General features: G+C 46.2%; 13 protein-coding genes and 1 tRNA gene. All 14 read left to right on the plus strand.

Annotated features, from left to right (window positions below):
* Positions 1-165 (plus strand): EF-Tu C-terminal domain-related protein (locus B0475_RS17040; RefSeq protein WP_456298906.1); only part of this gene is annotated, 165 nt, incomplete at its 5' end.
* Positions 166-229: 64 nt separating this feature from the next.
* Positions 230-305: transfer RNA gene (locus B0475_RS17045), tRNA-Trp, on the plus strand.
* Positions 306-342: 37 nt separating this feature from the next.
* On the plus strand, positions 343-711 hold the full coding sequence (secE, locus tag B0475_RS17050; protein WP_077413094.1) for a preprotein translocase subunit SecE: 369 nt from the start codon (positions 343-345) through the stop codon (positions 709-711).
* A gap of 18 nt (positions 712-729) precedes the next feature.
* The gene (nusG, locus tag B0475_RS17055) at positions 730-1,263 is read left to right on the plus strand and encodes a transcription termination/antitermination protein NusG (RefSeq protein ID WP_077413095.1); all 534 of its coding nucleotides are present in this window, start codon (positions 730-732) and stop codon (positions 1,261-1,263) included.
* A gap of 51 nt (positions 1,264-1,314) precedes the next feature.
* Complete coding sequence (gene rplK / locus B0475_RS17060) at positions 1,315-1,749, plus strand: 50S ribosomal protein L11 (RefSeq protein ID WP_077413096.1); 435 nt, start codon at positions 1,315-1,317, stop codon at positions 1,747-1,749.
* Positions 1,746-2,441, plus strand: coding sequence for a 50S ribosomal protein L1 (rplA, locus tag B0475_RS17065; protein ID WP_449288548.1), 696 nt, complete (start codon positions 1,746-1,748; stop codon positions 2,439-2,441). Before rplK ends, rplA begins: the two co-directional genes overlap by 4 nt.
* Before the next feature lie 201 nt (positions 2,442-2,642).
* Positions 2,643-3,167, plus strand: coding sequence for a 50S ribosomal protein L10 (rplJ, locus tag B0475_RS17070; protein ID WP_077413103.1), 525 nt, complete (start codon positions 2,643-2,645; stop codon positions 3,165-3,167).
* 31 nt (positions 3,168-3,198) lie between these two features.
* Positions 3,199-3,576 carry a 50S ribosomal protein L7/L12 gene (rplL, locus tag B0475_RS17075; RefSeq protein WP_077413098.1) on the plus strand — a complete coding sequence of 126 codons (378 nt, stop codon included), beginning with the start codon at positions 3,199-3,201 and terminating at the stop codon, positions 3,574-3,576.
* 146 nt (positions 3,577-3,722) lie between these two features.
* On the plus strand, positions 3,723-7,790 hold the full coding sequence (rpoB, locus tag B0475_RS17080) for a DNA-directed RNA polymerase subunit beta (protein WP_077413104.1): 4,068 nt from the start codon (positions 3,723-3,725) through the stop codon (positions 7,788-7,790).
* Between the two features lie 16 nt (positions 7,791-7,806).
* Positions 7,807-12,060 carry a DNA-directed RNA polymerase subunit beta' gene (gene rpoC, locus B0475_RS17085; protein WP_077413099.1) on the plus strand — a complete coding sequence of 1,418 codons (4,254 nt, stop codon included), beginning with the start codon at positions 7,807-7,809 and terminating at the stop codon, positions 12,058-12,060.
* Positions 12,061-12,217: 157 nt separating this feature from the next.
* Positions 12,218-12,589: a 30S ribosomal protein S12 gene (rpsL, locus tag B0475_RS17090; protein WP_077413100.1), complete on the plus strand. Its 372-nt coding sequence runs from the start codon at positions 12,218-12,220 to the stop codon at positions 12,587-12,589.
* Positions 12,590-12,609: 20 nt separating this feature from the next.
* Positions 12,610-13,080, plus strand: a complete 471-nt coding sequence (rpsG, locus tag B0475_RS17095; protein WP_077413101.1) for a 30S ribosomal protein S7 — start codon at positions 12,610-12,612, stop codon at positions 13,078-13,080.
* Positions 13,081-13,107: 27 nt separating this feature from the next.
* On the plus strand, positions 13,108-15,201 hold the full coding sequence (gene fusA / locus B0475_RS17100) for an elongation factor G (RefSeq protein ID WP_077413102.1): 2,094 nt from the start codon (positions 13,108-13,110) through the stop codon (positions 15,199-15,201).
* Positions 15,202-15,229: 28 nt separating this feature from the next.
* A partial coding sequence (locus B0475_RS17105) for a GTP-binding protein (protein WP_157892747.1) occupies positions 15,230-15,912 on the plus strand: 683 nt, incomplete at its 3' end.

Here is a 15,912-nt window from a genome sequence, read left to right on the forward strand (position 1 = left end):
GCATGTGAGTTGCCAGAAGGTGTAGAAATGGTTATGCCTGGTGACAACATCAAGATGGTTGTTGAGTTGATTGCACCGATTGCGATGGACGAAGGCTTACGCTTCGCGATTCGTGAAGGCGGCCGTACAGTAGGTGCGGGCGTTGTGGCAAAAATTATTGAATAATAATTGATTCATGACAATGAAAGCCAACAGTTCGCTGTTGGCTTTTGCTGTCTTTACGATTTTTAGGCCAGTAGCTCAATTGGCAGAGCAGCGGTCTCCAAAACCGCAGGTTGGGGGTTCGATTCCCTCCTGGCCTGCCATTGTTTTTTTTGACAATGGCATATTTGGAACACGTTTATGAGTAATGTTGAGACGGCACAAGGTGCTGGTGACAAATTGAAATGGTGGTTGGGGATTGCGATCATTGTTGGAGGTGTCGCTGCCAGTTTGTATTTTGTTGATGTCTATGCGCCAATCATCAGAGCGTTGATGGTCATTGGTGGCATTGTGGTTGGTGGTTTTGTGTGTTACACCACAGCCAAAGGCAAAGAGTTTGCCAAATTCGTCAAAAATGCCAATATTGAACGACAAAAAATTGTTTGGCCAACCAAGAATGAAACGATTCAAACGACCATCATAGTATTGATACTGGTTGTTATCATCGGTTTCTTTTTATTCCTGGTCGATTCAATGTTCAGTAATCTCATTGAATATTTCTTTGAGTAATTCAACAGGAGCTTTTTCATGTCACTAAGATGGTACGTGGTCCACGCCTATTCGGGATTTGAGCAACAGGTTTGTAAATCCCTTGAAGAACGCATTGAAAGAAACCAAATGCAGGATCAGTTTGGTGAAGTGTTGGTGCCCAAGGAAACCGTTGTTGAAATGAAAAAGGGCCAGAAGCGGAAAAGTGAACGAAAATTTTTCCCGGGTTATGTGCTGGTGCAAATGGAAATGAACGATGAAACCTGGCATCTGGTGAAAAGTGTGCCCAAAGTGTTGGGCTTTATAGGTGGTACTGCAGAACGACCTGCCCCCATCACCGAGCGTGAAGCTGATGCGATTTTGCAACGCATTCAGGACGGTGAGAATAAGCCACAACCAAAAACATTGTTCGATGTCGGCGAAGTTGTTCGCGTCATCGACGGTCCCTTTGCTGATTTCAATGGCGAAGTGGAAGAAGTCAACTATGAAAAGAGCCGCATGCGTGTGGCTGTTTCCATTTTTGGACGATCAACCCCTGTCGAACTGGAGTTCGGCCAGGTTGAAAAAGTATAACTTTTGAATTAATGGGGAGCCTCACTGAGGCGTTCGTACCCGGAGAAACAAATGGCTAAAAAAGTAGAATCATACATTAAGTTACAGGTGCCTGCCGGTCAGGCCAATCCTTCACCACCAGTTGGTCCGGCATTGGGTCAACACGGGGTGAACATCATGGAATTTTGTAAAGCATTCAATGCGCAAACAGGTTCAGTTGAGCCAGGTTTGCCCATTCCTGTTGTGATCACTGTATACAACGACCGCAGTTTTACATTCATTACCAAAACCCCGCCAGCAGCTGTGCTGTTGATGAAAGCGGCTGGAATTCCTAAAGGCAGTGGTACGCCGAACACCGACAAGGTGGCCAAGGTTAACCGTGATCAGCTGGAGGAAATTGCCAAAATGAAAGAGCCGGATTTAACGGCTGCTGACATGGACGCGGCAGTACGTACCATTGCAGGTACTGCGCGTAGTATGGGTATTGAAACTGAAGGGGTGAACTGATGTCTGGAAAAAGAATTAAAGCGCTCAAGGAGCAAATTGACAAAACCAAAAAATACAGCATTGAAGACGTACTGTCTTTTGTTAAATCAAACAGTTCTAAAAACTTTGATGAAACTGTGGACGTGGCTATTCAGCTGGGTGTTGATGCCAGAAAATCAGATCAGGCTGTTCGAGGTGCCACAGTATTGCCACACGGAACCGGTAAAAATGTAAAAGTGGCTGTGTTCGCTCAAGGTGAAAAAGCCGAAGAAGCCAAAGCTGCTGGTGCGGATATTGTTGGGTTTGATGACCTGGCTGATGAAGTCAAAAAAGGTAACTTTGATTTCGATGTGGTTATTGCTGCTCCGGATGCCATGCGCGTTGTGGGTCAGTTGGGTACCATTTTGGGTCCCAAAGGGCTGATGCCGAATCCTAAAGTTGGTACAGTAACCCCTGATGTAGCCACGGCTGTAAAAAACAATAAGTCAGGTCAGGCAATGTACCGCATTGACAAAGCTGGAATTATTCACACTGTTTTAGGTAAAGCGTCTTTCACACCTGAAGCATTGACTGAAAACCTGAAGGTTTTGTTGGCCGATTTAAGCAAGAAAAAACCTGCCACATCTAAAGGTCGCTTCATTCGTAAAGTCAGCATCTCATCAACCATGGGTCCTGGTATGGAAGTGGAACAAGGCTCTTTGGGTCTGACATAAAAAAGTAAAAAAATTTTGAGGGTTGTTGGAAGGATTCCTGACGACAACCATCAAAGACCGCTGGTGGAAACCTGGTTTCCTTAATTCCCAGCGCAGATGGTGCCCCAATAAACGAATATATTGGTCACCAAAATGGTTCCATCCTTATGGGGTGGGTTTGAAGTACTGCAGCATATGCTGCATGAGCCTTTGGAGGTTATCATGGCGCTCAGTTTAGAGCAGAAAAAAGCTGTAGTCAGTGAAATTGCTGTCGTGGCCCAGGATGCCCATTCTTTGGTTGCCGCAGAATACCGTGGTTCATCAGTCGATCTGATGACGGCCATGCGTTCTGATGCACGTAAGAGTGGTGTTTACCTGAAAGTGGCAAAAAATACTTTGGTTAAAAGAGCAGTTGAAGGAACTGAATATGAGTGTGTTACTGACGCACTTGTTGGTCCTTTGCTGTATGCGTTCAGTCAGGAAGACCCTGGTTGTGCCGCCCGTTTGATCAAAGAACATGCCAAAGAAAACGATAAACTTGATGTTAAATTTGTCTCAATTGGTGGTGAGTTGCTGGCAGGATCCGAATTGGGTCGTCTGGCCAGTTTGCCAACCAAAGACCAGGCAATTGCAATGTTGATGTCTGTCATGAAGGCACCAGTAGAGAAGTTTGTCAGAACCCTGGCAGAGCCGCACGCAAAACTGACACGTACAATCGCAGCGATCAAAGATCAGAAAGCTGCATAAGATTTAAAGCATATATTTTTGGAGAATTAAAATGGCCGTATCAAAAGATGATATTTTAGAAGCAATCTCAGCAATGAGCGTAATGGACGTTGTTGAGTTAATCGAAGCAATGGAAGAAAAATTCGGTGTATCAGCTGCTGCTGCAGTTGCTGCCGCTCCTGCTGCTGCCGCTGGTGGCGGAGAAGCTGCTGCTGAGCAAACTGAGTTTGACGTAATTCTGTCAAGTTTTGGTGATAAGAAAGTTGGTGTGATTAAAGCTGTTCGTGGCATCACTGGCCTGGGCTTGAAAGAAGCGAAAGAATTGGTTGAAGGCGCTCCTGCTCCAATCAAAGAAGGCGTTGATAAAGCCGAAGCTGAAGAAGTTAAGAAACAACTCGAAGAAGCCGGTGCTTCAGTTGAGTTGAAATAATTACAACACGTAATTTTTTAAATCTAAAGGCTGGCATTTTATGTCGGCCTTTAGTCGCTTAATAAAAACAATACTAATAAGCGTTATCAAACAATTAAATATGCAGAACATAACGTTTTGCTCGCATGGTGAAGGTGACAAAAGCGATGGGTTATACATTTACTGAGAAAAAAAGAATCAGAAAGGACTTTGGTAGTTCTTCAGCTGTACTGGATGTACCTTACTTACTGGACACACAGGTCAAATCATTCGAAGCTTTTTTGGGTGAAAATGACAAAGGTCTGAATGGTTTGGACGATGCGTTAAATTCCATTTTTCCGATTGAGAGTTATTCAGGTTTCGCCCGGTTGGAGTACGTCAGTGTTGGGGTAGAAGACCCTGAGTTTGATGTGTTGGAATGTAAATTACGTGGTATGACCTATGCGGCCTCCATCCGTGCCCGCATTCAATTGGTGATTTATGATAAAGAAAAAAGCACCAAGAAGAAAAAGAAAGTTAAGTACATCAAAGAACAGAATGTATACCTTGGTGATTTGCCATTGATGACCCCAACAGGGACCTTCGTCATCAATGGTACAGAGCGGGTAATTGTGAACCAATTACATCGTTCGCCGGGTGTCTTTTTTGATCACGATAAAGGCAAAACCCATTCATCCGGTAAGATTTTGTATTCTGCGCGGGTGATTCCATACCGTGGTTCATGGCTGGATATGGAATTTGATGCCAAAGACAGCGTTTTTGTCAGGATTGATCGTCGCCGTAAGTTACCGGCCTCGATTCTCTTGCGTGCATTGGAGTACAACAATGAACAAATCCTTGATATGTTCTTTGAAAAAATCAGCATCACCTTGAATAAAACCAATTCAAAAATGAAATTGGTGCCTGAGTACATCAAAGGCGAAACATTTGGTTTTGACATCAAGGATGGCAAAGACGTCATCGTTGAGTCTGGAAAGCGCATCACCAGCAGGCATGAAAGGAAACTGAAAAAATCAAGCCTGAAAATGCTTACCCTGGAAGACAGCTATCTGGTTGAAAAAATTCTGGCCCATAATGTGATTGATAAAGAAACCGGTGAAGTAATTTATCCGGCCAATACCAGTATCACTGAAGAAGTGCTTGAAAAATTACGAGATGCAGGCGTTAAGTCGTTTGATATCCTGTTTGTCAATGACCTGGATCGTGGGGCTTATATGTCCAACACCCTGAACATTGATCCAACCACCACGCCAGAAGAAGCATTGATCGAAATTTACCGCATGATGCGTCCGGGTGAACCGCCTACCGAAGAAGCTGCCAGAACCTTGTTTGATGGTTTGTTCTTCACCAAAGAGCGTTATGACCTGTCCGCCGTTGGTCGCATGAAATTTAACATGCGTCTGGGCAATGAGGCCATCGAAGGTGAAGGTACGCTCAGTAAAGAAGACATCGTTGCAGTGATGAAAGAATTGGTAAACATCCGTAACGGTATTGGTCATGTCGATGACATCGATCACCTGGGTAATCGCCGGGTAAGATCTGTTGGTGAAATGGCAGAAAATGTTTTCCGTGTTGGTCTTGTTCGTGTGCAGCGTGCAGTGAAAGAGCGTTTGACTGTTGCTGAGTCTGAAGGCCTGACACCTCAGGATCTGATCAATGCCAAGCCCATTTCTGCTGCCATCAAAGAATTTTTTGGTTCAAACCAATTGTCGCAGTTCATGGATCAAAACAACCCACTGTCAGAAATTACCCATAAAAGACGGGTGTCAGCTTTGGGACCTGGAGGTCTGACTCGTGAACGTGCCGGTTTTGAAGTGCGTGATGTTCATCCAACGCATTATGGTCGTTTGTGTCCGATTGAAACACCAGAGGGTCCGAACATTGGCTTGATCAACTCTATGGCGGTTTACTCCAGAACCAATGATTATGGTTTCCTGGAAACCCCTTACCGCAAAGTTGTGAACGGTAAAGTGACTGATGAGATTGTTTATTTGTCAGCCATTCAGGATTCTGATAATCCGATTGCACAAAACAGTGCGAAGCTGGATAAAAACGGCAAATTCGTAGATGATTTCATCATTTGTCGTCACAAAGGTGAAGTGGTACTGAAGCAGGCTGAAGAAATTTCCTACATGGACGTTTCTGAAAAGCAAATTGTGTCTGTTGCAGCGGCCTTGATTCCTTTCCTGGAACATGATGATGCCAACCGTGCATTGATGGGGTCAAACATGCAACGTCAGGCGGTTCCTACATTAAAAGCTGATAAGCCGTTGGTGGGTACCGGTATGGAACGCATTGTATCGCGTGATTCCGGTGTGACCGTGATCGCTAAACGTGGTGGTGTCGTAGAAATATCTGATGCCGGCCGCATTGTGGTCCGGGTTGACCAATCTGAAATTGGTGACAAAGATCCGGGTGTCGATATTTATAACCTGATCAAATACATGCGTTCTAATCAGAACACCTGTGTCAATCAACGTCCTATTGTTAAAGTGGGCGACCGCATTGAGGCTGGAGATGTGTTGGCAGATGGCCCTTCCACTGATTTGGGTGAGCTGGCATTGGGCCAAAACATGCTGGTGGCTTTCATGCCATGGAATGGTTATAACTTTGAGGATTCCATCCTGATTTCAGAGCGGGTTGTTAAAGAAGACCGTTTGACCACCATTCACATTGAAGAACTGACTTGTATCGCCCGTGATACCAAACTGGGTTCTGAGGAGATCACTGCCGATATCCCCAACATCAGCGAAGGCACATTAACCAAGTTGGATGATTCAGGTATCGTATACGTCGGTGCTGAAGTGGGTCCTGGTGATATTCTGGTGGGTAAAGTAACCCCCAAAGGTGAAACCCAACTGACTCCTGAAGAAAAACTGTTGCGTGCCATTTTTGGTGAAAAAGCATTGGATGTGAAAGATTCTTCACTGCGGGTTAAATCCGGCACCAGTGGTACCGTCGTTGATGTTCAGGTTTACACCCGGGAAGGCATTGAAAAAGGCTCCCGTGCCGAACGAATCGAGCAGGAAGAGATTGAAAAAGTCCGCAAGGATTTAAATGACCAATTCCGCATCATGCGTTCTGTGATACATCAACGCATCAAGGAACTGTTGGTTGGTGCCAAAGTCACCAAAGCGCCAGGTATGAAGAAAGGTCAGGTGATCGAAGAAGGATACTTTGATACCCTGGAACTGGATCAGTGGTTTGACATCAAGCCGCAGGACAATGCCCTGGCAGAACAAATGGATGCCATGGCGGAACAGATCGCAGAACAACGCACCATATTCGACAAACGTTTCGAAGAGAAAAAAGAAAAAATATCCCGAGGCGATGATTTGGCCCCAGGTGTATTGAAAATGGTCAAAGTCTATCTCGCTGTGAAACGTCGCATTCAGCCTGGCGATAAAATGGCAGGTCGACACGGTAACAAGGGTGTGATCTCAATGATTGTCCCTGAAGAAGACATGCCATTCGATGAAAACGGGCGCCCTGTTGATATCTGTCTGAATCCATTGGGGGTACCCTCGCGGATGAATATCGGACAGATACTTGAAGTTCATTTGGGAATGGCTGCCCGTGGTCTGGGTTATCAGATTGAGAAAATGCTGGAAGAAAAAGCCACTGCTGCCAAGCTCAAAGAGTTCCTCACAGAGGTGTATAACATCGATGGCGAAGGCAAGGTCAGTTTCAGTGGTTTCACTAAAGATGAAATGATGGAATTGTCACACAACCTCAAAGGTGGTGTGCCGATGGCAACGCCAGTATTTGATGGTGCCAAAGAAGAACACATCCGCAAACTGTTTAAACTGGCAGGTCTGGATGAAGATGGTCAAACCACTTTGTTTGATGGCCGTACCGGTAAGAAGTTTGATCGTAAAGTGACAGTTGGATACATGTACATGCTGAAACTGAACCACTTGATTGATGACAAAATGCATGCCCGTTCAACAGGTCCTTACTCGTTGGTAACCCAACAGCCTCTGGGTGGTAAAGCCCAGTTTGGTGGTCAGCGATTCGGTGAAATGGAAGTGTGGGCACTGGAAGCCTATGGTGCAGCATATACCTTGCAGGAAATGCTCACCGTTAAATCTGATGATGTGCAAGGCAGAAACGCCACCTACAAAAACATCGTCGATGGTAACCACAACACCGTTTCAGGAATACCTGAGTCCTTCAATGTTCTGGTCAAAGAGGTGCGTGCACTGGGTCTGAACATGGAACTGGAAAACGAGTAAGTCTGGGAGAATACATATGAAAGATTTAATTAAATTATTTAATCCTAAAAAAGAAATCCAGGACTTTAACTCGATTAAAGTCTCATTGGCTCCGCCCGAACTGATTCGGTCATGGTCCTACGGTGAAGTGAAAAAACCAGAGACTATTAACTACCGGACATTCAAACCTGAGCGTGATGGTTTGTTCTGTGCCGCTGTGTTTGGCCCAATCAAAGATTATGAGTGTTTGTGTGGTAAATACAAACGCATGAAACATCGGGGTGTGGTTTGTGAAAAATGTGGTACTGAAGTCACCTTGACTAAAGTGCGCCGCGAACGTATGGGGCACATTGAGCTGGCCAGTCCGGTGGCACATATTTGGTTCCTGAAATCACTGCCTTCCAGAATTGGTTTGATGCTCGATATGACTTTGCGTGAAATTGAGCGCATTCTGTACTTCGAATCATTTGTGGTCACTGACCCAGGCATGACAGATCTGGAGAAGGGCTCATTGCTGACCGATGAGCAGTATGCCCAGGCCATTGAAAATTGGGGTGATGAATTCAAAGCCCTGATGGGTGCTGAAGCAATTTATTCATTGCTGGAAGAAATTGACATCAATGCTGAATTGGTCAAAATGCATGAAGACATTGAGTCAACCAAATCAGCCACTAAAATCAAGCGTTTGTCCAAGCGGATTGCGCTGTATGATGCATTCAATAAATCAGGCAACAAGCCTGAACACATGATCCTCACTGTGCTGCCGATTCTGCCACCGGACCTGCGTCCGTTGGTGCCTTTGGATGGTGGTCGTTTCGCGACTTCTGATCTGAATGATTTGTACCGTCGGGTAATCAACCGCAACAACCGCCTGAAGCGATTGTTGGATCTGCATGCGCCTGATATCATCGTGCGAAATGAAAAGCGTATGTTGCAGGAATCTGTCGATGCGCTGCTCGATAACGGTCGTCGTGGTCGTGCGGTAACTGGCAGCAACCGCCGTCCATTGAAATCTTTGGCCGATATGATCAAAGGTAAACAAGGTCGCTTCAGACAAAATCTGTTGGGTAAGCGGGTCGATTATTCCGGTCGTTCGGTGATTGTGGTTGGACCTACTTTGCGTCTGCATCAATGTGGTTTGCCAAAGAAAATGGCTCTGGAATTGTTCAAGCCTTTCATTCTTGGCCGATTGCTGAAAGATGGTTTTGTTTCCACCATCAAAGCCGCTAAAAGATCAGTCGATGCTGAAACACCTGAGGTTTGGGACATCCTGGAACAAGTGATTCGTGAGCATCCGATTCTGTTGAACCGGGCGCCGACATTGCACAGATTGGGTATTCAGGCATTTGAGCCGGTTTTGATTGAAGGAAAAGCCATTCAGTTACACCCTCTGGTTTGTACAGCCTTTAATGCCGACTTCGATGGTGACCAAATGGCGGTTCATGTGCCATTGTCGATCGAAGCGCAGCTGGAAGCCCGTTCCTTGATGATGTCAACCAATAACATTTTGTCACCAGCTTCTGGTGAGCCCATCATCGTACCTTCACAGGACGTGGTATTGGGTCTTTATTACATGACCCGTGCCCTCGTCAATGAGAAAGGTGAAGGCATGATCTTCTCAGACATGGGTGAAGTCAACAGGGCATATCAAAACGAGCAGGTTTCTTTACAGGCACTGGTTCGGGTGCGTTTGACCACCACAGATGAGGAATCAGGTGAAGAGTCAACCAATCTGGTTGAAACCACTGTGGGTCGTGCGATTCTGGCAGATATTCTGCCCAAAGGTCTTGATTTCAAATACATGAATCAGACATTGAACAAAAAAGCCATTTCAAATCTGTTGAATGAGTGTTACCACCAACTGGGTACCAAAGCCACGGTCATTTTTGCTGACCAGCTGATGTACACTGGTTTCAGATACTCAACCATCGCAGGTATTTCCATTGGTGTGACTGATTTGACCATTCCCGAAAAGAAGAAAGTCATTCTGGAAGAAGCCGATAAAGAAGTGCTGAAGATCCAGGAACAATACACTTCGGGCCTGGTGACAGCTGGTGAGCGGTACAACAAGGTGGTGGATATTTGGTCCAAAGCCAACGAAGATGTGGCCAACGCCATGATGGAAGTGCTGGGTAAAGATGAGGTGGAAGATAAAGACGGCAACCAGGTGTTGCAGGATTCTATGAATTCAGTGTTTATCATGGCCGACTCAGGCGCCAGGGGCTCACAGGCCCAGATGCGTCAGTTGTCTGGTATGCGTGGCCTGATGGCTAAGCCAGATGGGTCGATCATTGAGACGCCAATTAAGGCGAACTTCCGTGAAGGTCTGGACGTGATGCAGTACTTCTCTTCAACTCACGGAGCACGTAAAGGTTTGGCAGATACTGCATTGAAAACTGCCAACTCAGGTTATTTGACCCGTCGTTTGGTTGATGTGGCACAGGATGTGGTTATCACAGAAGTTGACTGTGGAACCACAGAAGGATTGGTCATGCATCCCATCGTCGATGGTGGTGAAGTGATCGAAACCCTGGCCAACCGCGTGTTGGGCCGGGTCGTTGCTGAAGACGTGAGTAATCAGGATGGTGAACTGGTCATTGAAGCCGGCACCCTGATTGGTGAAAGCAGCCTTGAACTGATTGAACAAAATGGTCTGGACAGCATCACAGTTCGATCACCGATCAGTTGTCAGGCTGACTTTGGTATCTGTGCCCAGTGTTACGGACGTGACCTGTCTCGTGGTCATCGGGTTAATATTGGTGAAGCAGTTGGTGTGATGGCGGCGCAAAGTATTGGTGAACCTGGTACTCAGCTGACCATGCGTACCTTCCACATTGGTGGTGCGGCTTCTAAATCTGCAGCTTCAGATCATGTGTTGGTTAAATCTGATGGTACCATCAGAATGCATAACATCAAACACGTCACCAATGCGGACAAAAAATTGGTATCAATTTCGCGTTCAGGTGAGATTTCGGTCATTGAAAAATCCGGTAAAGAAAAAGAGCGATACAAAGTGCCTTACGGCGCAGTGATTAACGTCAATGAGAATGACAGTGTATCTGCTGGTGACATCATCGTTAACTGGGATCCACACACGCATCCGATTGTTTCGGAAGTGGCAGGTCGGGTTAAACTGATTGATTTTAAAGACGGTGTTACTGTTGAAGAGAAGCTGGATGAATTGACTGGTTTGACCAGTTTCATCATCACTGATCCAAAACAACGTGGTTCTGCAGGTAAAGATTTGCGCCCCATGGTGAGATTGGAAGACAAAAAAGGCAAGCCCATCATGATCCCTGGGTCTGATGTCCCTGCTCAGTATTTTCTGCCACCAGGTGCGGTGATCAATATTCAAAATGGACAAGACGTGTCGGTTGGTGACTTCCTGGCGCGGATTCCACAGGCGTCTTCCAAGACCCGTGACATCACCGGTGGTCTGCCACGGGTGGCGGATCTGTTTGAAGCCAGACGGCCAAAAGATGCGGCTATTCAGGCAGAAGACACCGGTATCGTTAGTTTTGGTAAAGACACCAAAGGTAAAAATCGTTTGGTCATCACCAAAGCCAATGGTGAGAAAGTGGAGTCGTTGATTCCTAAATGGCGTCAGATAGTTGTGTTTGAAGGTGAGCACGTTGAAAAAGGTGATGTCGTGGTTGAGGGCGAACCTAACCCACATGACATTCTGCGTTTACAGGGTGTGGTGGCTTTGGCTGCTTATCTGGTGAATGAAATTCAGGATGTATACCGCCTGCAAGGTGTGAAAATCAATGACAAGCACATTGAATGTATCATTCGTCAAATGCTGCGTAAAGTTGAAATTGTAGAGCCAGGTGATACCGATTACCTGAAGACGACTCAGTTGACTTTGAAAGAAGTGACGGCAACCAACAAAGAGATCCTCAAACAAGACGGTATTCCGGCGGTGTTTGAAGTGATGTTGTTGGGTATTACCAAGGCTTCTTTGGCCACTGACTCATTCATCTCAGCGGCTTCTTTCCAGGAAACCACACGGGTGTTGACAGAGGCTTCGGTGAAAGGCACCAGAGACCAGTTGCGTGGCTTGAAGGAAAACGTCATTGTAGGACGTTTGATTCCTGCAGGAACAGGTCTGGCTTATCATCAGGATCAATTACAGTCTAAAGAAGCTGAACTGCAGAATGAGTTACAGGCAATGGTCAATGAGGCCGCTGCCAGTAATGAAGGCGTGGTGGATTCTGAGCAGGCATTGATGGATCAGTTAAGCCAGTTGAGTCAGGATGATGCTGTGGCAGGTTCGGACGAAGCAGAATAATGACAGCATAAAATGGAAAACAGCACAGAATCGGTCTGAAAAAAGCCGATTCTGTGCTTGACTATTTCGGGGTAAATAACTACAATCCCCGTTCTTATTTTCGACAGGCCGGTCTTTACTGGCCTGTCGTTTATTTTCTATAGGGTAAATTTTGCATATGGCAACAGTAAATCAGTTGGTTAGAAAACCAAGAAAAGACAAAGTGTACAAGACAAATGTACCAGCTTTAGAAGCATGTCCACAGCGCAGAGGTGTGTGTTCTCGTGTATACACAACAACTCCTAAAAAGCCGAACTCGGCATTGCGTAAAGTGGCTCGTGTCAGATTAACTAATGGCTATGAGGTAACCAGTTACATCGGTGGTGAAGGACATAATTTACAAGAACACTCTATCGTTTTGATCAGGGGTGGTCGTGTAAAAGACTTGCCAGGTGTGCGTTACCACATTGTCCGTGGCGCATTGGATACAGCAGGCGTGAACAACCGTAAACAAGGTCGTTCAAAATACGGTACTAAGCGACCCAAATAACAATCAAATAGGTTATAGAGATGTCTAGAAAAAGAAGTAATTTTAAGCGTGACGTATTGCCTGATCCTAAGTACGGAAGTGAATTGATCAGTAAGTACATCAACATGGTGATGAAAAGTGGTAAGAAATCTGTGGCAGAGAAAATTGTCTACGGTGCCATGGATCAAATTGCACTGAAAGAGCAGGGTGATGTGGTTGAGTTGACCGAAAAAGCCCTGGAGAAGGTTAAGCCAATGGTTGAGGTTAAGTCCCGCCGGGTTGGTGGTGCTACTTACCAGGTTCCTGTTGAGGTTCGTCCCCGTCGACAAATGGCTTTGGCCATGCGTTGGACCATTGAAGCTGCACGTAAGCGTGGTGAGGCCAACATGCCTCTGAAACTCGCTGGCGAAATGATGGACGCTTTGCATGATCGTGGTGCGGCCATGAAACGCAGAGAAGAAGTTCACAAGATGGCAGAAGCCAATAAGGCCTTTGCACATTACCGTTGGTAAAAAGCAACCAAGGGAAAGGAATTTGAAGTGGGCCGTAAAACACCGATTGAGAGATACCGAAACATTGGCATCATGGCCCACATTGATGCCGGTAAAACGACGACCACAGAACGGATTCTGTATTACACTGGAATCTCTCACAAAATAGGTGAAGTCCATGATGGCAATGCCACCATGGATTGGATGGAACAAGAGCAAGAGCGTGGCATCACGATTACATCGGCTGCCACCACTTGTTTTTGGCAAGGCATGGATCGCCAATTTGAAGAACACAGGATCAACATCATTGATACCCCTGGCCACGTTGACTTCACCATTGAGGTTGAGCGTTCGCTGCGGGTGCTCGATGGTGCGGTCGCTGTGTTTTGTGCCGTGGGTGGGGTGGAGCCTCAGTCAGAAACGGTATGGCGACAAGCAGATAAGTATCATGTGCCCAGGTTGGCTTTTGTCAACAAAATGGATCGTGCTGGCGCTGATTTTGTGCGTGTCGTTGAACAAATGAGAAAACGTCTGGGTGCCCATGCGGTCCCTCTTCAGTTGCCTATTGGTGCTGAAGAAAACTTTAAGGGCGTGGTGGATTTGTTCAGAATGAAAGCCATTTACTGGAATGAAGAAGACATGGGCTCAACTTATGAGTTGTCTGATATTCCTGCAGATATGGCAGAACAATGTGAAGCGGCCAGGGAGAATATGATTGAGGCGGCTGCTGAAACCAGTGAAGAGCTGATGGATGTTTACCTGGAGACAGGTGAGTTGTCCAGAGAGCAGATCATAGCTGGTTTGAGAAACGGAACCATCAACAATGAACTGATTTGTTGTTTATGTGGGTCGGCGTTTAAAAACAAGGGTGTACAGGCATTACTGGACATGGTTGTTGAATTGATGCCTTCGCCCACTGAAGTGCCTGCGATCACTGGCGTGCTGGACGATGGAAATGAGACTGAAGCTACCCGGCCGGCATCTGATGAATCACCGTTTGCGGCATTGGCATTCAAGATTGCTACGGACCCTTTTGTGGGTTCTTTGACTTTCTTCAGGGTTTATTCCGGTGTTGTCAAGACTGGCGATACGGTCCTGAACCCAGTCAAGGGAAGCAAAGAGCGTCTGGGGCGTATTTTGCAAATGCATTCAAATTCCCGTGAGGAAATTAAGGAAGTTTTTGCTGGTGATATCGCCGCCGCAGTCGGGTTGAAAAACGTCAGTACGGGTGACACTTTGTGTGCCACCGATGAGATCATAACGCTGGAGAAGATGGAGTTTCCAGAGCCGGTGATTTCAGTGGCGGTCGAACCCAGAACAACGGGTGACCAGGAGAAAATGGCGGTGGCGCTGGGCAAATTGGCTCAGGAAGATCCGTCTTTTCGTGTGTCCACAGATGATGATTCAGGTCAAACCATCATTTCAGGTATGGGTGAGCTGCATCTGGATATCATTGTTGATCGCATGAAAAGAGAGTTTAAGGTAGATGCCAACGTGGGTAATCCACAGGTCGCCTACCGGGAAACCATCACCCGGTCGGTGAGCCAGGAAGGTAAATTTATTAAGCAGTCCGGAGGCAAGGGTCAATACGGACATGTGAAAATCAAAATTGAACCGATGGAACAGGGCTTTGGTTATGAGTTTGTTAACGATATAACCGGTGGGGTAATACCCAAGGAGTTCATTGGTCCGGTTGATAAAGGTATACAAGAACAAATGGAAAGCGGCGTTTTGGCCGGTTTTCCAGTCGTTGATTGTCGGGTGACTTTATACGATGGTTCATTTCATGAGGTGGATTCGAATGAAATGGCTTTTAAGGTTGCCGGATCAATGGCTTTCCGCGAAGGTGCCAAAGCGGCATCGCCGGTACTGCTGGAACCCATAATGAAGGTTGAGGTGGTTACCCCGGAAGATTATATGGGTGATGTGGTTGGAGACGTTAATCGTCGCCGCGGCACGCTGGATGGTATTGATGAGTCGCCTTCAGGTAAGGTGATCAGATGTCAAATCCCGCTGGCTGAAATGTTTGGTTATGCCACTTCGCTCAGATCTGCCACACAAGGACGGGCAAGTTATTCGATGGAGTTTGATCACTACAGCGAAGCGCCTGCAAATGTGCTGGCAGAAATGAACGGATATTAAAAATTAAAATTTAGTTTGAGAAACGACAATGTCAAAAGAAAAATTTGAACGCACGAAGCCCCATGTAAACGTGGGCACAATCGGTCACGTTGACCATGGTAAAACAACCTTGACTGCAGCGATCACAAAAGTTGCTGCTGAAAAACAAGGCGGTGAATTTAAGGATTACGACCAAATTGATAACGCGCCGGAAGAAAGAGAGCGTGGTATCACCATTTCTACGGCTCACGTTGAGTACGAAACTGATGGTCGTCACTATGCACACGTTGACTGTCCGGGCCATGCTGACTATGTGAAAAACATGATTACTGGTGCGGCACAAATGGACGGTGCTATTTTGGTTGTGTCAGCAGCTGATGGTCCGATGCCACAAACCCGTGAGCACATTCTGTTGGCTCGTCAGGTTGGCGTACCTTACATTGTTGTGTTCCTGAACAAATGTGATCAGGTTGATGACGAAGAGTTGTTGGAACTGGTTGAGATGGAAGTTCGTGAGTTGTTGAACGACTACGAGTTCCCTGGTGATGACACACCATTGGTTATGGGTTCTGCGCTGAAAGCACTGGAAGGTGATACTTCTGACATTGGTGTACCAGCAGTTGCTAAATTGCTGGATGAGATGGATGCATACATTCCAACTCCTGAGCGTGAAACCGATAAGCCATTTTTGATGCCGATTGAAGACATTTTCTCAATTTCAGGTCGTGGTAC

The sequence above is a fragment of the Marinicella sediminis genome (genome assembly GCF_002000055.1).
Lineage (GTDB): Bacteria > Pseudomonadota > Gammaproteobacteria > Xanthomonadales > Marinicellaceae > Marinicella > Marinicella sediminis.